The organism is Mesorhizobium sp. M1E.F.Ca.ET.063.01.1.1 (assembly GCF_003998155.1).
GTDB lineage: Bacteria > Pseudomonadota > Alphaproteobacteria > Rhizobiales > Rhizobiaceae > Mesorhizobium.
In genome coordinates this window covers 1-17237 of record NZ_RZSC01000059.1, presented here as the reverse complement: position 1 = coordinate 17237, position 17237 = coordinate 1, and the positions used below count along the sequence as shown (strand labels likewise).

The window sequence follows — 17237 nt, the reverse complement described above, 5'->3', positions numbered from 1 at the left end:
GGCGTCGACGGCGAAACCATGGTTCATCGAGACGATCTCGACCTTGCCGGTGGTGTGATCCTTGACAGGATGGTTGGCGCCGTGGTGGCCCTGATGCATCTTCTCGGTCTTGCCTCCCAGCGCCAGCGCCAGCATCTGGTGGCCGAGGCAGATGCCGAACACCGGAATATCGGTCTTCAGCAGATCCTGGATCACCGGTACGGCATATTCGCCGGTCGCTTCCGGATCGCCCGGACCGTTGGACAGGAAGATGCCGTCCGGCTGCATGGCGAGGATTTCTTCCGCGCCGGTCTTGGCCGGCACGACGGTGACCTTGGCGCCAAGGCCAGCAAGCAGGCGCAAGATGTTGCGCTTGACGCCGTAGTCGACGGCCACGACGTGCATCGACGGCTCATCCTGCTCGCCGAAGCCCTTGTTCCAGACCCAGGGCGTCTCGCGCCAGAGCGAAGACTGGCCCGAGGTGACTTCCTTGGCGAGGTCGAGGCCGATGAGGCCCGACCAGGCAGCGGCACGGCGCTTCAGGTCGTCGAGGTCGAAAACGCCATCGGGCGCGTGCGCGATGACGGCGTTGGGCATGCCTTTCTCGCGGATCAGCACGGTGAGCGCGCGAGTGTCGATGCCCGAAAGCGCGACGATGCCGCGCTTCTTCAGCCATTGGTCGAGATGTCCGGCTGCCCGGTAGTTGGACGGGTCGGTGACATTGGCCTTGAAGATCGCGCCGACGGCACCGGCGCGCGCCGCCGGATTGAGGTCTTCGATATCCTCGGCATTGGTGCCGACATTGCCGATATGCGGGAAGGTGAAGGTAACGATCTGGCCGGCATAAGAGGGATCGGTGAGGATCTCCTCGTAGCCGGTGAGCGCGGTGTTGAAGCACACTTCGGCGACCGCCGATCCGACAGCGCCGAGACCGCGGCCCTCGATCACCGTGCCGTCGGCAAGCACCAGAAGGGCGGTCGGCTTTTCGGTGGCCCAGGGGGCGGTCGTGGCCATGGCGGCACTCCTAAGAGGCTGCTTTTCAGATCATCCCGTTAGAAGGACGATCCGCGCAGCAAACGACGCGCGGCGGCGAATTCGCGAGCCTGCGCGCAACCAGATTTTCAGTTCATGCGAGGCTCAGTACATAGGGGAAGGCGCCAAAGCGGTCAATGACGCTTCCTGCGAACGGAATCGATTTATTTCGTCGAGCAATATCAATGGCTTGCCGAGATTTGCCTTGGACGTCCGGCAAAGCTATTGTCCGCCGCGATCGAAGGAGAAGCACGATGCGCGAGAAAATCGCCGAATCCATGAAGAGCGCGATGAAGGCGCAGGACAAGCACCGCCTGCCGACGCTGCGGCTGATCCAGGCCGCCATCCATGACCGCGATATCGCCAATCGCGGCGCCGGCAAGCCGGCGGCGAGCGAGGAGGAGATCCTGCAGATCCTCGCCAAAATGGTGAAGCAGCGCGAGGAATCGGCGAGGGCTTTCGAGGACGGCAAGCGGCCGGAACTGGCCGCGCAGGAGCGCGGCGAGATGGAGATCATCCGCGAGTTCCTGCCGAAGCAGCTCGACGATGCGGCGATCATGGCGGCCGCGCGGGAAGCGATTGCCGTCACCGGCGCGGCCAGCCAGAAGGACATGGGCAAGGTGATCGGCGCGCTGAAGCAGAAATATGCCGGCCAGATGGACTTCGCCAAGGCCAGCGCCATCGTCAAGGGGCTGCTGCAGTAGAAGACCGCCTCACGGCCCCTTGCAGATCGGCACGGGCTGCGGCGGCGGTGCCGGGTGATCCTGCTTGTACTGCGCGATGATCGGCTCCAGCGTTTGCTTCGGCCAGTATTTCGGGGCACCGATCTCCTTCAGGCAGGATGCGTTCCAATAGAGGCCGGCGCTCGACAGCGATTGCCTTGATGCCGCTTTCCGCGCGATCGCCGCGATATCCCGCGACTCGGGGTAGACGTAAAGCGTCGTCGGATTGTCCTTGATCATCGGGATGATCAGTTGCGCGTCCGACGGCGACCAGCTGGTGCAGCCATTGCTGCGGCCGCCGGCGTAATTCACCAGCTTGCCGAAGGGCACGAAGCCGTCATGGTCGGCATAGGAGCTTTGCGGCTTCTTCAGAAGACACATTCCTCGCAACAGGGCGGCAGGATGTCCGCCGATCACGCGCTGCCTGGCGTTCGCGGTTTCGCCTTCGCCGTCGAACTGCACGAAGCTGCGCATGAAAACCGCGTCCTGTTTCGCGGCGGTGCGATAGTAGCCCTTGAACGACGTCTTCGTATCGGCGGTCATGTAGGCGCCGCCGGCCGTCAGTTCGGAATCCATCGCATTGCCGAAATTCTTCGCGCAACGCCTGCCGTTGGAAAAATCCGCGACGCCCTTCAGGTTGCGGCCGCCGCCGTGGCCCGCCGACACCGCGCGGAACGATTGCTCGGCCTCGCAGATGATGTAGTAACGGCGTCCCAGCACGCTATTGCCCAAATCGCCGGGACGGGTCGCGTCCATGGCGAAGTAGCAGGGATTCTTGACGGAACCTTCGCTCACCTTTTTCAGGTAGAGCGCCCGCGCCCGTTCCAGGACCACTTGCGCTATCTGGCCTTCGCCTTCGCCGACATGGGCCTGCAGCCAGGCTGGAACGCTTGAGGATCGCGCGAAAGATCGGGCTGACATCGTCAGGGCGATGGCAACGGCGAAAAGGCAGAGAACAGCGACACCCAGCGGAACAGATCTCAACCGCACCGGATTAATTCCCCTCTCGAACCGTTATCGCTTGTGGTGAATCACCTGCGTCAATCATAGAGGCCTCGCGCCGATCGGCGAAACACTTCTGGTTTAGCGCTCCCCGAATATCCGTGATTTTCGGTCCGCTCGTGTTGGGCTATCATCTGATTCCGGCGTGCCCACGCCTCCTCCCTCCATTGGGAAAGCATCGTCCATGCGGGGCATTCGATCACTCAACCAACTGTTCGAGCGCAAAGCATAAGGAGGGGTTGCGAAGACTGCTCGCCAGGAGGTTTTTCGATGCGGCTTTCCGCGCCCGTCTATCATCTGAAGCGCCAGGCCAGGCTCCTTTCACGCAGGGAAGGAGTGCCGCTTCACCAGGCCCTCGATCGGGTCGCTGCCGGGGAAGGCTTCGCCAGCTGGAGCCTGCTCGCTGCCAAAGCCGCCGAGGCGACACCCGCCAGCAGCCTGCTTGCGCAACTCGCGCCTGGCGACCTCGTGCTGGTCGGCGCCAGGCCGGGCCAAGGCAAGACCTTGATGAGCCTCGAGCTTGCGGTCGAGGCGATGAAGTCCGGCCGACACAGCGTGTTCTTTACGCTGGAGTATACGCACACGGACATTCTGGATCGGTTTCGCGCCATCGGGGCCGAGCCGGCGCTCTTCGACAGCCTGTTCGAATTCGACAATTCGGACGCCATCTGTGCCGACTACATCATCGGCAAGCTGCGGACGGCGCCTCGCGGGACGCTAGCGGTCATCGACTATCTGCAACTGCTTGACCAGAGGCGCGAGAATCCGGAACTGATGATCCAGGTTCCGATGCTGCGGTCTTTCGCGCGCGACAGGGGACTGATCCTGGTCTTCATCTCGCAGATCGACCGGTCGTACGATCCGTCCAGGAAGTCGTTTCCGGACCTTGACGATGTCCGGCTGCCGAACCCTTTGGATTTATCGCTTTTCGACAAGATGTGCTTCCTGAACAAGGGCGAAATCCGCTTCCATGCAGCTTGAGAGCAATCCTTGCCGCGGCTATGGCCCTCTCTGCAAGAGGACGCCGGACCATGGTCGAAATCGTCAAGCCCGCGCTCGAGCACCTGCCGTCCTACAAGGCGGCGCTGGAGCGCGGCTGGTCGCCCGACAATGTGCGGCTGCTGGAGGCGACGCGCGAGCAACTCGCGGCCATCGAGGAAGATCCTGCCGCATTTCTCGCCAGCCTCGACGACCCCGAGGCGAAGGGGCCGCCCGTTACCTTGCCCGATGGCACCAAGGTGCCGCGCCTCCCCGGCTTCCGGCGCTGGATATGGGATGGCGAGGCCGCCGGCTCGATCGGCTTTCGCTGGCAGAAAGGCACCTCCGCGCTGCCTTCGCATGTGCTCGGTCATATCGGCTATGCCGTGGTGCCTTGGAAGCGAAGCCGTGGGTACGCCACCGAAGCGCTGCGGTTGATGTTGGCAGAGGCGAGGGCGGTGGGTCTCAACTATGTCGAGATCACAGCCAAGCCGGGCAATCCGGCCTCGCATAAGGTGATAACAGCCAATGGCGGCAGGCTGGTCGGCCGATTCTTCGAGGACGCCGCCTATGGCGGCGCCGAAAGCCTCAGGTTCCGGATCGATCTTTAGGGGCGCCTGCCGGCAAGTGGTGGGCTACTCACCAGGCTTGGCCAGCCGCCCTTCCTCGGCCTTGTAATAGAACTGGCTTGCCACGAGCCAGCCCTTGAGCGGCCGGAGCGGCGGAATGCAGGTCGCCAGGATTATGGGTACCGACACGAAAGCATGGAACCACATGGACGGCTCAAAGGTCACCTGCGCCCAGACTGCGAACAGGACGGAAGGGACGCAGGCGAAGCAGATGACGAAGAAGGCGGGGCCGTCCGCCGGGTCGGCAAAGGAATAGTCGAGCCCGCAGACGTCGCATTTCGGCGCCAGCTTCAGAAATCCGTCGAACAGCCGGCCTTCTCCGCAACGCGGGCAGCGGCCGCGGACGCCGACCCGCCATGGCTCGAGGTGGGGATAGTGCGCGTGATCTTGCATCGTCGTCACTCCAGAGACCTCGCATGGCGTCGATCAGCCTTGAGGTCACTCATGCATACTAGTATCATGAATGTATGCATACAATGCGACAAAATGTATGGACAAAAGGCATGAGCGGCGAGAACGACCTCAACTGGCTTTCTCCCCTGGAAGGGGGCCCCCGGCCGATCTATCTCAAGATCGTCGATGCGCTGGCGGCTGCCCGTTCGAGCGGTCGGCTGCAGCCGGGGGACAGGCTGCCGCCGCAGCGGGATCTCTCCCGCTTCCTTGGCGTGGATTTGACCACCGTCACCAGGGCGTTCACCGAAGCCCGGCGCAGGAACCTGATCGACGCAACGGCCGGTCGCGGCACCTTCATTACGGCCGGCGAGCCGGAAGAGCCGATCCTCGATCTGAGCATGAACATCCCACCGGCACCCTTAGGCCTCAGCCTGCCGGCATTGATCCGGGCCGGCATCGAGGGACTGCTCAGGCGCTCCAGCGCGGAAGCGCTGCTTTCCTACCATCCCGGCCCAGGTTCGCCCGCCGAACGCGCCGCCGGCTCGTTGTGGCTCGCGGCCGCCGGGGACCGCATGCCGGCCGAGTGCATGGCTGTCGGTTCTGGGGCGCAGGCGCTGCTTGCGGCAATCCTGCTGTCGCAGACCCGCGAGGGCGACACGATCCTTACCGATGCGCTGACCTATCCCGGCCTGATCGCGCTGGCAAAGGCCACGGGGCGGAAGCTCGCCGGCGTCGGCGGTGACGATGACGGCATGCGTCCCGACGACCTGGAGGAAGCGGCGCGACGGCATGGCGCCCGCGTCCTCTACCTCAACCCGACGCTTCACAACCCCACCGCGCTCACCATGCCGGAGGACCGGCGCCGGGAGCTGGCGCGGATGGCGGGCAAGCTTAACCTTTTGATCGTCGAGGACGATCCCTACAGCCCGTTGCTGACCGTTTCCCCGCCAGCTTTCCTCAGTCTGGCGCCGGAGCGGACCTTCCATGTCGCGACGTTGGCGAAATGCCTCTCGCCTTTCCTGCGCACGGCCTTCCTGGTGGCGCCTGATGCGGAAACCTTGGAGCCGGTCGCGGCTGCGATCCGGGGCACCACGATGATGGCGCCGCCGCTGATGACGGGCCTCGCCTGCGAATGGGTGCGAAGCGGCCTCGCCGGTGAGATCGCCGCCGCCGTGCGCGCCGAAGCGCAGGCCAGACAGGAGATGGCACGCCAAATCCTGCCCGCGGGTTTCGCCTCGGCGGAAACCAGCCTGCATCTTTGGTACCCGCTCGAAGGGCAACTGCGCTCGTCAGAGCTTGGCGACGCAGCCAGGCGCCGCGGATTGGCCATCAGCCCGGCGGTGGAGTTTTCCGTGGTCCCCGGTATCGCCGATGGCCTGCGCCTGGCGCTCGGCGCCGCACCCAGCCGCGAAAGGCTGGAGGAGGGCCTGCGCGGCTTGTCGTCGATCCTTGCCGGCGGCTCCGGACATTCGCCGCCTGCGGTCTGAGGCGGTACACCGACAACGAAGGTGCCTGGCGCTCTATTCGGCGGCAGCGGGCAGCGGCGGCGTCGCGCGGCTGCGCCATTCCCACGCCTGGGAGGCCAGCGCCACAAGCACGGCCACCAGCATGGCGAAAGCGCCGGCGACCGGCAGGCTGCGATAGCCAAAGCCGGCATTGAGCATCGCCGCGCCCAGCGAGGCGGCGAGCGCGATGCCGACATTGAAGCCGGACGGGATGAGCGAAGAAGCAAGGTTCGAGGCATCCGCGGTCCAGGCGAGGATGCGGGTCTGGATCGGCGCGCCGATGGCGAAGTTGAGGCCGCCCCAGATGACGATGGCAACGACCATCGGTACCGGATAGGGGCTGATGGCGTAGATCGCGGCCAGCATGACCGCTTGCAGGAAGAGCATGGCGATCAGCGACGGCATCAGCTTCCAGTCGGCGAGCTTGCCGCCGAGAAAGACGCCGATCGTGGCGCCCACGCCGTTGAGCAGCAGCACCCAAGGGATCAGGCTTTCGTCGAGGCCGGTGACTTCGAGCAGCGTCGGCGTGATGTAGGTGAAGAGGCCGAATTGGCCAATCATCAGCATGAGCATGAGGATCAGCGAGGTCCAGACCTGCTGGCGACCGAGCACGCGCACTTCACGCGACAGGCCGGCGGGCCGGTTGGCGGCGCCTGCGGTGCGCGGCAGCAACGCGGCCATGGCGACGATCGCGACGACGCCCAGCGCGCACATCACCCAGAAGGTCGCCCGCCAGCTCCAGAGACCGCCGATCGCGGTGCCTGCCGGCACGCCGATGACGTTTGAGACGGTGAGCCCCGAGAGGATGACCGCCACGGCCCGACCGCGCTGGTCTTCGCGCACCAGGCCGACCGCGACCACCATGGCGACGCCGAAATAGCAGCCATGCGCCACGGCAGTTGCGATACGCAGCAGAAGCATCGAGGTGAAATCGGGCGCCAGCGCGCAGGCGGCCTGGCCGAGGGTGAAGGCAATCGTCAGCCCGATGAGCAGCGGCTTTCGCGAGACCCTGCTGGTTGCAAGCGCCAGAAGCGGACCGCCCATCGCAATGCCGCAGGCATAGCCGGAGACGAGATAGCCGGCGGTGGGCACGGAAACGCCGAGGCCTTCCGCCACCTCCGGCAGCACGCCGGCGATGACGAATTCAGTCGTGCCAAAAGCGAAGGCGGCAATGAACAGGGCAATCAGCGGCAGCATGGCGCAAAGGCTTGAAATGAATGCAGGGCGTCAAACCATGGATACGTGCTGCCGGCAATGCAGAAATTGTCGGCGCCGCTTTAGCTTTTCTTGAGCGAGGTCAGCCGGCCTTCAGCCGCGAGCCGCCGAGCAGTCCGCGTTCCTCGAGCACGGGATAGGCCATGGAGGCGAGCAGCGAGTTGATCTGCTTGAGGTCGCGGATGGTGTCGAGATGGATGGAACTGGTCTCGACGCTTTTGGCCGTGCCGTCGCGCAGGCGTACGAAATGGCTGGCGCTGGTCTCTTTCTCGCGCTCGCGCAGCAGGTCTTTTTCCAGCACCAGTTGGCGGGCCGTTTCCGGGTCGCGCGACACCAGCACGTTGAAGGCTAGCCGCGCGTTGGCCAGCACCGAGGCATGGAAGGCGCTAAGCTCGCGCCAGCCTTCGGGCGTGAACTCCAGGCCGCGCTCCAGCTTTTTCCTGACATGCACCAGCATGTTGCGCACGATGATGTCGCCGACCTGCTCCAGCTTGACGCAGGCGCCGATCAGCTCCTGGCAGCGCAGCGCCTCGTCCTCGCCGAGCGAGTTCTTGGTGACCTTGGCGAGATAGAGCTTGATCGCCGCGTGCTTCCGGTCGACGCGGTCGTCGAGTGCCGCGAGCGCCTTGATCTTGTCGCTGTCGGCGCTTTCATAGAGCTCGATGATGCGCTTCAGCATGATCTCGACCGTCTCGCAGACCCGCACCACTTCGCGGGTGGCGTTGGCCAACGCCTGGCTCGGGGTGTCGAGCGCGCTCTCGTTCAGCGCCGACAATTCGACGACATCGAGCGCCGCCGCCGGTTCGGGCTTGGCGCCGAGCGCCACGATGCTCTCGGAAGCACGATAGACGAGGCCGGCGAGCGGCAGGCCGGCAAGCAGGATGATCACGTTGAACAGGATATGGGCGTTGACGATCTGGTCCGGCCCGGTCGCGCCGAGAAAGCCGACCGGCGGCTTCAGCGTCATGAACAGGATCAGCATGATCAGCGAGCCCATGCCGCGCATCAAGAGATTGCCGATCGGCACCACGCGGACGCCTGGGTCGGCATTGCGGGTGAGCAGCGGCGCGATGATCGAGGAGCCGAGATTGACGCCGAGCACCAGCACGATGCCGAGCTCCGGCGGGATGAAGCCGCGGCCGGCCAGCGTCACCATCAGCAGCACGGCGGCGATGGAGGAGTGGAACAGCCAGGTGATGATTGCGGCCAGCAGATAGGCCGTCACCGGATCGCCGGAGAAATAATTGACGATCATCGGCATCAGCGTGCTCTGGCGCAGCGGTTCCGAGGCCTGGCCGATCATCTCCAGTGAGAGCAGCAACAGCCCGATGCCGACGAGGATGCGGCCGAACTGGCGCCAGTCGCGCCGCTCGGTGGCCATGAACATGACCGTGCCGGCGACGAGGCAGACCGGCACCAGAAGCGACAGGTCGAAGGTCAGCAGCTTGACCACCAGCGCCGAGCCGATCTCGGCGCCGCGTACGGCAAGCTGCCCGGCGGCGCCCGATACGATGCCGGCGCCGGCGAAGGAGCCGACCAGCAGCGTGACGGCGGTGGAGCTCTGCAAGGCGATCGCGAGACCGCAGCCGGCCAGCACCGCCATCAGCGGATTGCGCATGGTGGCGCGCAGCCTGTGACGCAGCACGTCGCCATAGGCGCGTTCGACGCCGGTCTTCACCATACGGGTGGCAAACAGCATCAGCGCCACCGCGCCGGCAAGGTGCAGAAGGACGACGGAACCGCTCATGCCGGACCTCGCGACGAGGCGGCAAGGAAGCGGGAAAGGGTGCGAATCGCGAGCATTTCGAAGGTCAAGACTACAGCGGTTTACATTAGCCGGATAATAAATTTTGCCCGATGCGACCGACGTTCGGCACGCGACGGCGTGTGTCGGAAATGGATAGAGGGCACATTGGTTGCATGCGGCGCGGGGATCGGGCGGCGGCCGTCGCGCGCGGGCCGAGCCGACGGTCGTTTCAGTTTCCTATGATTGTTGAATTTTCTTATATAAGAGCTGGAAATCATTACAGAATTGTAATCCAAGTGTTCAGTTTCGGTTCATGCGGGCACGGCTATCTCCTTGCCTATCGACAACCAAGGAGCACCGACCATGAAGCGTCTCATACTTTCCGCCGTTACCGCCGCGATGCTGGCCGCCACGGCCTTTTCGAGCCAGGCCGCGCCGCTCGTTCAGCCGACCGCGCCGCAGGCGAACTACACCCGGGTCGACTGGCAGAAGCCGGGCGTCGTGAAGAAGAAAGTCGTGGTCAAGAAGAAGGTGATGGTTAAGCGCAGCCATTGGCGCAACGGCCAGAAATATTCCAGCTGGAAGCGCCATCAGGCGGTTCGCGACTGGCACCGCTATGGACTGCGCCGGCCCGGCCCCGGCCAGGAGTGGATCCGCGTCGGCAACGACTACCTGCTGGTCAGCATCGTCTCCGGCATCGTCTTCGGCGCGATCGCCGCGCACTGATCCGGCAACGATCCGAACACCAGGAAGGCGGCCGCTTGGCCGCCTTCTCTTCATCTGTGAAAAGCGGGTACGATGGGCTTTAGGAGTCGTCGCGCCCGGGCGGCTCGATTATATGGAGGGTAAACGAGCCTTTCCCGATGCGCTTTCCGCCCGCTTTCCTCGACGAGATACGCGACCGTGTGCCGATTTCCCAGGTGATCGGCCAGCGCGTCTCCTGGGACAGGAAGAAGACCAATACGTCGCGCGGCGACTATTGGGCCTGCTGCCCGTTCCATGGCGAGAAGAGCCCGTCCTTCCACTGCGAGGACAAGAAGGGCCGCTACCATTGCTTCGGCTGCTCGGTGACGGGCGACCATTTCAAGTTCCTGACCGAGCTCGACGGCATGAGCTTCCCCGAAGCGGTCGAAAAGATCGCCGAGATGGCCGGTGTGCCGATGCCGGTGCGCGACGTCCAGGAAGAACGGCGCGAGAAGGAACGCGCCAGCCTGACCGACGTCATGGAGATGGCGACGGTCTTCTTCCAGGAGCGCTTGCAGGGACCGGAAGGCGCAAAGGCGCGTGCCTATCTGCGCGACCGCGGCCTGACGCCGGCGACGCAGCAGTCCTTCCGGCTCGGCTATGCGCCGGACAGCCGCAACGCGCTGAAGGAATATCTTGCCGCCAAGGGCGTGCCGAAGGCCGACATCGAGGCCTGCGGGCTGGTGCGGCATGGCGACGACATCCCCGTCTCCTACGACTGGTTCCGCGACCGCATCATGTTTCCCATCCCGGATTCGCGCGGCAGGATCATCGCCTTCGGCGGGCGGGCGCTGGCGCCGGACGCTTTGGCCAAATACATGAACTCGCCCGAGACCGAGCTCTTCCACAAGGGCAATGTGCTCTACAATTTCGCCCGCGCCCGCAAAGCGGTGGCCAAGGGCGGCACGGTGATCGCCGTCGAAGGCTATATGGATGTGATCGCGCTGGCGCAGGCCGGCTTCGAGAACGTCGTGGCGCCGCTCGGCACTGCGCTTACCGAGAACCAGCTCGAGCTTCTGTGGCGCATGGCCGGCGAGCCGGTGCTTTGCTTCGACGGCGACCAGGCAGGGCTGAAGGCGGCGTGGCGCGCCGCGGACCTCGCGCTGCCGGCGATCCAGCCCGGGCGCTCGGCGCGCTTCGCACTGCTGCCCGAGGGCAAGGACCCGGACGACCTCGTCAAGATGGACGGTCCCGACGCCTTCCGCGCCGTGCTGGCGGAAGCGAGACCGCTTGCCGACCTTCTGTGGATGCGCGAGACGGCCGGCGGCGTCTTCGACACGCCCGAGCGGCGGGCGGAGCTTGAAAAGACGCTGCGCGAGCTCGCCGGCCGCATCCGCGACGAGAGCCTGCGCTACCACTATCAGCAGGAGATGCGCGAAAGGGTGCTGAGCTTCTTCGGCTCGCAGCGCGGCGCACGGCAAGGTCATCAGGGGGGACGCCAGGACGGCCGGCCGGGCGAGCGCGGCAGGAGTTCGGCGCCCGGCGGAGCGTTCGGGCGGGGTGCGGCGGCCGGCGGGCGCGCCGCCATCACCGAAAGCCTCGGCCGCTCGGCGCTGGTCAAGCGCGCAGGCGAGGGCATGTCGGTGCGCGAGGCGACGATCATCGTGGCGCTGATCAACCACCCGGCGCTGATCGACGAGAATTTCGCCCATGTCGAATTCCTCGACCTCGCCAATTCGGATCTCAGGCGGCTGCACGCCGCCATCCTCGATGCGATGGCGCATGACGCGGCCGATGATCGCGACGCGGTCATCGCCACGGTCGAGCGCGCCGGCTGCGGCGCTATCTGGGAGCGTGCGGTGGCGCTGATCAAGCGGGCGAGGCAGTGGCCGGCGCTCGAAACCGCAGCGCTTGACGATGCCCGCGACGCCTTCAACCAGGCGCTGCACTTGCAGCGCAGCGCCCGCACATTACATAGAGAGCTGAAACAGGCGCAGGCGGCGCTCGATGCAGACCCTTCGGATGAAAACTTCCGGCATCTCGTCGAGATTCAAGCGCAATTCAACGATGTACAGGCAACGGAAGCGCTGATCGAAGGGTTCGGCGTTTCATCGGGCAGGGCTGGACGCGTTTAGGTCCGAACCTGCTCCAAAATGAAGTGGAAATGCGCAGGCGCGTCGAATCGACGCCTCTAAGTCGGGTAATTGATTCGCTTTTTTCATGCGAATCATGCCAGAGGCGCTTGACCTTCTGGCAGATTGGCGGAATCAGGACGATTCGAAACGTTAACCGTGCCCCGGCGTCGGCGGGAAATTTGAGCGATGTGAGGTGCTGGTCACTGGACAGGCATAACGCCTGCCACAGATACCAGGGTTAATCTGGACTTAACGAGAGATGCGGTTACTGGCCCGGCAAGAAGCGTTCTGTTGCGAGCGCATCCGGTATGACCGGTCCGGCAGCTTACGCGGTTGATATTCAGCCGCTTGGAGACGACAAAGAATGGCGACAAAGGAAAAGGAAGAGGTCGAGACCGAACGTGAGGGTGCCACCGATGGCCCTCTGCTCGACCTTTCCGATGATGCTGTCAAGAAGATGATCAAGGCCGCCAAGAAGCGCGGCTATGTGACCATGGACGAACTGAACTCGGTGCTGCCTTCGGAGGAAGTGACCTCCGAACAGATCGAGGACACGATGGCGATGCTCTCCGACATGGGCATCAACGTCGTCGAGGACGACGAGCAGGGGGAGGAGGCCGAGGCCGCCGACGCCGGCGGCGATTCGGAAGAGGACGCCAACGAGCTTGCCGAGCAGACCGGCACCGCCGTCGCCACCACGACCACCAAGAAAGAGCCGACCGACCGCACCGACGATCCGGTGCGCATGTATCTGCGCGAGATGGGCTCGGTCGAGCTTCTGTCGCGCGAGGGCGAAATCGCGATCGCCAAGCGCATCGAGGCCGGCCGCGAGACGATGATCGCGGGCCTGTGCGAAAGCCCGCTGACCTTCCAGGCCATCATCATCTGGCGCGACGAGCTCAACGAATCGAAAATCCTGCTGCGCGAGATCATCGACCTCGAGGCAACCTATGCCGGCCCCGAGGCCAAGCAGGCGCCGGTCGTCGAACGCATCGAGGAAGCGCCCAAGCCCGAGGAAAAGCCGCGCGGCCGCGCGGCAGCGCGCGACGAAGAAGACGACATCACCAATGTCGGCGCGGACACGCGCGGGCTGGAGGAAGAAGAAGACGACGAGGACGAGGCAAGCCTGTCGCTCGCCGCGATGGAAGCGGAACTGCGCCCGCAGGTGATGGAGACGCTCGACGTCATCGCCGACACCTATAAGAAGCTGCGCAAGCTGCAGGACCAGCAGGTCGAGAACCGTCTCGCCGCCGCAGGCACGCTTTCGCCCAGCCAGGACCGCCGGCTGAAGGAGCTGAAGGACCAGCTCATCAAGGCGGTGAAGTCGCTGTCGCTCAACACCGCGCGCATCGAGGCGCTTGTCGAGCAGCTCTACGACATCAACAAGCGCCTGGTGCAGAACGAAGGCAGGCTGCTTCGGCTCGCCGAAAGCTACGGCGTGCGCCGCGAGGAGTTCCTCAAGGAATACCAGGGCTCGGAGCTCGATCCGAACTGGACACGCTCGATCGCCAACCTGACGTCGCGCGGCTGGAAGGAATTCACCAAGAACGAGAAGGACGCGATCAAGGAGCTGCGCGCCGAGATCCAGAGCCTCGCCACCGAGACGGCGATCTCGATCCTGGAATTCCGCAAGATCGTCAACCAGGTGCAGAAGGGCGAGCGCGAGGCGGCTATCGCCAAGAAGGAAATGGTCGAGGCGAACCTGCGCCTCGTCATCTCGATCGCCAAGAAATACACCAACCGCGGCCTGCAGTTCCTCGACCTGATCCAGGAAGGCAATATCGGCCTGATGAAGGCGGTCGACAAATTCGAGTACCGCCGCGGCTACAAGTTCTCGACCTACGCCACGTGGTGGATCCGGCAGGCGATCACCCGTTCGATCGCCGACCAGGCGCGCACCATCCGTATCCCGGTGCACATGATCGAGACGATCAACAAGATCGTGCGCACTTCGCGCCAGATGCTGCACGAGATCGGCCGCGAGCCGACGCCGGAGGAATTGGCCGAGAAGCTTGCCATGCCGCTGGAAAAGGTGCGCAAGGTGCTGAAGATCGCCAAGGAGCCAATCTCGCTCGAAACGCCGGTCGGCGACGAGGAGGATTCGCATCTCGGCGACTTCATCGAGGACAAGATGGCGATCCTGCCGATCGACGCGGCGATCCAGGCCAATCTGCGCGAGACGACGACCCGCGTGCTTGCTTCCCTGACGCCGCGCGAGGAGCGCGTGCTCAGAATGCGCTTCGGCATCGGCATGAACACCGACCATACGCTGGAAGAGGTCGGCCAGCAGTTCTCGGTCACGCGCGAACGTATCCGCCAGATCGAGGCCAAGGCGCTGCGCAAGCTCAAGCATCCGAGCCGCTCGCGCAAGCTGAGAAGCTTCCTCGACAGCTAGGTCAGGCACCCTGATGGGAGAGGCGGTAGTCAGACGGCCCTTTCGCCGCCTCCTCCCAAGGGTCTTCATCTTCTGTCTATTCGGCTTCGCAATTCACTCATTGATCCTGCTTGAAGCCACGACTTTCGGCTATTCCTTCGTGCCGTCGCAGGCTTACGTGAGCAGCCACGATATGATCGCGAAATCGGTAGCTATACCGGTCGGCTGCTTGATTTTGGCTCTTTGCTGCCGAAAGTTTGCGAAGGACCTCCAAAGCCCGAACGTATCCGGCAAGACTCTCTTTCTTTCCGGGTTTGGTATTCTCGTGTTGCCTTTAATTTCCGGGGTTATTGTCCGCGCAACTATCCTGACTGTGTGCCCGCTCTGGTCGGCTGCCTTGATAGGGCAAAATACGCAGCTCGAATTTTCCGTCGATTATGTAGAAGGGCCGTCATTCCGCTGTCCGGATAGAGTGAACCTGGCGGGCATGCCAACAATGACCGGCACTCTATGCGGCGTTGCGGACGACTTTCGTAAGAAACTCTATCACGGCGTTCGGGTCGTATTGACCGGGCGCGGTACCGCGGACGGGCTTTTTGTGGCGGGAATTGATGTTGCTCACTAACTCGGGCGGGCGACACCCGATGAGGGTTGGCACCGCTGATAGGGAAATCAGTCCAGCAATTTGAAAGGGCGCCTCGGGCGCCCTTTTGCGTTTCCAGCCATCGCATTGCCGCCTTGCCGGGGCTACCCGACAGGAGGATACTTTCGCGGTCGGATGCATTTGTGGGCGACAAGCCGGATGCCCGCCCCGGCGCCGGCCTTGACGGCCAGGCGCCTGCTCCGTGGCCCCGGAGGAGGTGTGCCATGACAACCTACATCGTGCTTATCAACTGGACCGAATTGGGCGCCAGGAACGTGCGGGAGTCGCCGAAGCGGCTCGACGCCGCCAAGAAGCTGCTGGGGGAGATGGGCGGATCGTTCAAGGCATTTTATCTGACCATGGGCGAGTGCGACATGGTCGCCATCGTCGAGGCGCCGGACGATGCGGTGCTTGCCCGTTTCGCGCTGATGCTGTCCTCCGGCGGCAATGTGAGGACGCGGACAATGAAGGCGTTTCCGGAATTCGCCTATCGCGAGATCATCAGCTCGCTCGGGTGACGCTCCGGCTAAGGCATGGACCGGCGCGGCCATTGCGCGGCCGCGCCGCATTCCCGATAAAGTCATTCCATGTCCAAGCCCCTGCTGACCGTCTGGTACAACACGCGCTGCCCGGTCTGCGATGCCGGCATCAGGCGCCAAAGGCGGCGGCTGATCGAGGCGGTCAGGGCCGGTCGCATCGAATTCCGCGACATCAATGTCGAGCCGGCAGCACTTTCCGCGTTCGGCGCTTCGCTGGAGGACATCCGCCGCCGGCTGCATGCGACCGATGCCGGGGGCAGGCTGCTGGTCGGCGCGGATGTGGCGATCGCGGTCTGGCGGATAACACCGGGTGAGGGCTGGCTGGCGACACTGTTGGGCAACCCGATCGCGCTGCGGCTGACGCGCTTTGCCTATGACCGCTTCGCCGATCTTCTCTACGCCTGGAACCGCCGCAAAGGCCGCTGGTAGCCGAGTTTCGTCTGCCTGCTCTCCATGGGGAAGGCCCGAATGCATTGCGGGCCTTCCCAGCACCGGTCACTTGGCCGCCGGCTCGCACAGCCAGCCGACGATGCGGCGCACCACGGGCAGCACCAGCAGCAGGGTCGGAAACGCCACCAGCCAGGACAGGCCCCAGGCGGCCAGCCAGATGGCGGGCAGGTTGGGATGAAGGCCGAGGCTCTTCAGCGTCGAGATGAACGAGACGATGAAGGTCATCAAAAGCGACAGCACCAGAGGGCTGACGACAGAGGCATAGCGCGCAGGCAGCTTCCTGCGCCGATTTCTTGCAGTCATTGGGATTTTCCCGAAACATCGGTCCGTCGCATGGCATCCTCTTGCCGGCTCTCGGCATATGCCCGGAAGGACCGGGGTGGATGCGTTGCTTGACGTCAGACGCTTACGGAGCGGTCGGCGACCCTCGTGGGGCGTTCTAGCGGCTGGCTCTCATGAAATCAATCCGGCTGGCGGCGCTTTTAGATACATCGTAAGATATATCTTGACTCGGTGGGGATTGCGACCTAATTAAGATATATCGTAAGACATAACTCAAGGAGCAATCCATGCACAGACACAGTCATTTCGGCGAGCGCATGTTCATGCATATGGCCGGTCGCTTCGGCGGCCGCGGCGGCGGCTTCGGGCCGTTCGGGCAGGGCATGCGCGGCGGCGGCCGCGGTGGCCCCGGCGATATGTTCCGCGCTGGCCGCATGCTGGCTGATGGCGATCTCAAGCTGATCACGCTGTCGCTTCTGGCCGAGGCGCCACGCCACGGCTACGACATCATCAAGGCGCTGGAGGAGCGCACCAGCGGCATCTACAGCCCGAGCCCGGGCGTGGTCTATCCGACCCTGACTTTCCTTGAAGAGGCTGGCTATGCCGTCTCGTCCAGCGAAGGCAACAAGAAGGTGTTTTCGATCACCGAGGCGGGCAGGGCGCATCTCGAGGAAAACCGCGAGATGATCGACCATGTGCTCGACCATCTCGAGCGTTTCGGCCGCAAGATGGCCAAGGCGCGCGACTGGTTCGGCTGGGGCGACGACAGTGAAGACGGCGGCCGGCGCGGCCGCCATGAAAAGCGGGATGAAAAGCGCGACCGCTTCCGTGCGCTGCGCCACCGGCTGCGCGCCGCGCTCAGCGATATCGTCGATGCGCCGGAAGACAAGCAGGCCGAGGCGATCAGCATCCTGGAAGACGCCGCCGC

17 protein-coding genes are annotated in these 17237 nt (G+C 64.2%); 11 read left to right on the top strand and 6 right to left on the bottom strand.

Annotated features, from left to right (window positions below; genetic code table 11):
- On the bottom strand, nucleotides 1–993 hold a 993-nt coding region (gene carA, locus EOA29_RS07645; RefSeq protein WP_127220674.1), incomplete at its 3' end, for a glutamine-hydrolyzing carbamoyl-phosphate synthase small subunit.
- Nucleotides 994–1265: 272 nt separating this feature from the next.
- Between carA and EOA29_RS07640 the strand changes: the two genes are divergently transcribed.
- Nucleotides 1266–1715, top strand: a complete 450-nt coding sequence (locus tag EOA29_RS07640; protein WP_126092467.1) for a GatB/YqeY domain-containing protein — start codon at nucleotides 1266–1268, stop codon at nucleotides 1713–1715.
- Between the two features lie 9 nt (nucleotides 1716–1724).
- Here EOA29_RS07640 and EOA29_RS07635 read toward each other — a convergent pair whose 3' ends face one another.
- Nucleotides 1725–2723: a hypothetical protein gene (locus tag EOA29_RS07635; RefSeq protein WP_126092468.1), complete on the bottom strand. Its 999-nt coding sequence runs from the start codon at nucleotides 2721–2723 to the stop codon at nucleotides 1725–1727.
- A gap of 282 nt (nucleotides 2724–3005) precedes the next feature.
- Here EOA29_RS07635 and EOA29_RS07630 point away from each other — a divergent pair, with 282 nt between their 5' ends.
- Both EOA29_RS07630 and EOA29_RS07625 read left to right on the top strand, forming a co-directional pair.
- Entirely contained in the window at nucleotides 3006–3716 is a 711-nt protein-coding gene (locus EOA29_RS07630; protein WP_126092469.1) for a DNA helicase, read from the top strand.
- 50 nt (nucleotides 3717–3766) lie between these two features.
- Nucleotides 3767–4324 (top strand): GNAT family N-acetyltransferase, encoded by a 558-nt coding sequence (locus EOA29_RS07625; protein ID WP_126092470.1) that lies wholly within the window; start codon nucleotides 3767–3769, stop codon nucleotides 4322–4324.
- A 24-nt stretch (nucleotides 4325–4348) separates the two neighbouring features.
- On the opposite strand, the gene EOA29_RS07620 is transcribed toward EOA29_RS07625, so the two are convergent.
- Complete coding sequence (locus EOA29_RS07620) at nucleotides 4349–4735, bottom strand: DUF983 domain-containing protein (protein ID WP_126092471.1); 387 nt, start codon at nucleotides 4733–4735, stop codon at nucleotides 4349–4351.
- 110 nt (nucleotides 4736–4845) lie between these two features.
- Here EOA29_RS07620 and EOA29_RS07615 point away from each other — a divergent pair, with 110 nt between their 5' ends.
- Nucleotides 4846–6222 carry a PLP-dependent aminotransferase family protein gene (locus tag EOA29_RS07615; protein WP_189350565.1) on the top strand — a complete coding sequence of 459 codons (1377 nt, stop codon included), beginning with the start codon at nucleotides 4846–4848 and terminating at the stop codon, nucleotides 6220–6222.
- A 33-nt stretch (nucleotides 6223–6255) separates the two neighbouring features.
- Here EOA29_RS07615 and EOA29_RS07610 read toward each other — a convergent pair whose 3' ends face one another.
- Together EOA29_RS07610 and EOA29_RS07605 are read right to left on the bottom strand one after the other, a co-directional pair.
- Nucleotides 6256–7437, bottom strand: coding sequence for an MFS transporter (locus EOA29_RS07610; protein ID WP_126092473.1), 1182 nt, complete (start codon nucleotides 7435–7437; stop codon nucleotides 6256–6258).
- A 100-nt stretch (nucleotides 7438–7537) separates the two neighbouring features.
- Complete coding sequence (locus EOA29_RS07605) at nucleotides 7538–9202, bottom strand: Na/Pi cotransporter family protein (RefSeq protein ID WP_126092474.1); 1665 nt, start codon at nucleotides 9200–9202, stop codon at nucleotides 7538–7540.
- Nucleotides 9203–9565: 363 nt separating this feature from the next.
- Here EOA29_RS07605 and EOA29_RS07600 point away from each other — a divergent pair, with 363 nt between their 5' ends.
- The 6 genes from EOA29_RS07600 to EOA29_RS07575 all read left to right on the top strand — a co-directional run bounded on the left by EOA29_RS07600 (nucleotide 9566) and on the right by EOA29_RS07575 (nucleotide 16006).
- Nucleotides 9566–9928: an RcnB family protein gene (locus EOA29_RS07600; protein WP_127220672.1), complete on the top strand. Its 363-nt coding sequence runs from the start codon at nucleotides 9566–9568 to the stop codon at nucleotides 9926–9928.
- A 137-nt stretch (nucleotides 9929–10065) separates the two neighbouring features.
- Nucleotides 10066–12021 (top strand): DNA primase, encoded by a 1956-nt coding sequence (gene dnaG, locus EOA29_RS07595; RefSeq protein WP_126092476.1) that lies wholly within the window; start codon nucleotides 10066–10068, stop codon nucleotides 12019–12021.
- A gap of 364 nt (nucleotides 12022–12385) precedes the next feature.
- Nucleotides 12386–14416, top strand: coding sequence for an RNA polymerase sigma factor RpoD (gene rpoD / locus EOA29_RS07590; protein WP_126092477.1), 2031 nt, complete (start codon nucleotides 12386–12388; stop codon nucleotides 14414–14416).
- 100 nt (nucleotides 14417–14516) lie between these two features.
- On the top strand, nucleotides 14517–15020 hold the full coding sequence (locus EOA29_RS07585) for a hypothetical protein (RefSeq protein ID WP_126092478.1): 504 nt from the start codon (nucleotides 14517–14519) through the stop codon (nucleotides 15018–15020).
- Between the two features lie 242 nt (nucleotides 15021–15262).
- The gene (locus EOA29_RS07580; protein WP_126092479.1) at nucleotides 15263–15556 is read left to right on the top strand and encodes a GYD domain-containing protein; all 294 of its coding nucleotides are present in this window, start codon (nucleotides 15263–15265) and stop codon (nucleotides 15554–15556) included.
- Between the two features lie 69 nt (nucleotides 15557–15625).
- Nucleotides 15626–16006, top strand: coding sequence for a DCC1-like thiol-disulfide oxidoreductase family protein (locus EOA29_RS07575; RefSeq protein WP_189350567.1), 381 nt, complete (start codon nucleotides 15626–15628; stop codon nucleotides 16004–16006).
- Nucleotides 16007–16072: 66 nt separating this feature from the next.
- Here EOA29_RS07575 and EOA29_RS07570 read toward each other — a convergent pair whose 3' ends face one another.
- Nucleotides 16073–16330, bottom strand: coding sequence for a DUF2798 domain-containing protein (locus tag EOA29_RS07570; protein ID WP_126092480.1), 258 nt, complete (start codon nucleotides 16328–16330; stop codon nucleotides 16073–16075).
- 266 nt (nucleotides 16331–16596) lie between these two features.
- Between EOA29_RS07570 and EOA29_RS07565 the strand changes: the two genes are divergently transcribed.
- The coding region (locus EOA29_RS07565; RefSeq protein WP_145969636.1) for a PadR family transcriptional regulator at nucleotides 16597–17237 on the top strand (641 nt) is incomplete at its 3' end.

Coding starts and splice junctions, on each gene's coding strand:
- EOA29_RS07640 (WP_126092467.1), top strand. CDS start 1,266: ATGCGCGAGAAAATCGCCGAATCCATGAAGAGCGCGATGAAGGCGCAG.
- EOA29_RS07630 (WP_126092469.1), top strand. CDS start 3,006: ATGCGGCTTTCCGCGCCCGTCTATCATCTGAAGCGCCAGGCCAGGCTC.
- EOA29_RS07625 (WP_126092470.1), top strand. CDS start 3,767: ATGGTCGAAATCGTCAAGCCCGCGCTCGAGCACCTGCCGTCCTACAAG.
- EOA29_RS07620 (WP_126092471.1), bottom strand. CDS start 4,735: ATGCAAGATCACGCGCACTATCCCCACCTCGAGCCATGGCGGGTCGGC.
- EOA29_RS07615 (WP_189350565.1), top strand. CDS start 4,846: ATGAGCGGCGAGAACGACCTCAACTGGCTTTCTCCCCTGGAAGGGGGC.
- EOA29_RS07610 (WP_126092473.1), bottom strand. CDS start 7,437: ATGCTGCCGCTGATTGCCCTGTTCATTGCCGCCTTCGCTTTTGGCACG.
- EOA29_RS07605 (WP_126092474.1), bottom strand. CDS start 9,202: ATGAGCGGTTCCGTCGTCCTTCTGCACCTTGCCGGCGCGGTGGCGCTG.
- EOA29_RS07600 (WP_127220672.1), top strand. CDS start 9,566: ATGAAGCGTCTCATACTTTCCGCCGTTACCGCCGCGATGCTGGCCGCC.
- dnaG (WP_126092476.1), top strand. CDS start 10,066: ATGCGCTTTCCGCCCGCTTTCCTCGACGAGATACGCGACCGTGTGCCG.
- rpoD (WP_126092477.1), top strand. CDS start 12,386: ATGGCGACAAAGGAAAAGGAAGAGGTCGAGACCGAACGTGAGGGTGCC.
- EOA29_RS07580 (WP_126092479.1), top strand. CDS start 15,263: ATGACAACCTACATCGTGCTTATCAACTGGACCGAATTGGGCGCCAGG.
- EOA29_RS07575 (WP_189350567.1), top strand. CDS start 15,626: ATGTCCAAGCCCCTGCTGACCGTCTGGTACAACACGCGCTGCCCGGTC.
- EOA29_RS07570 (WP_126092480.1), bottom strand. CDS start 16,330: ATGACTGCAAGAAATCGGCGCAGGAAGCTGCCTGCGCGCTATGCCTCT.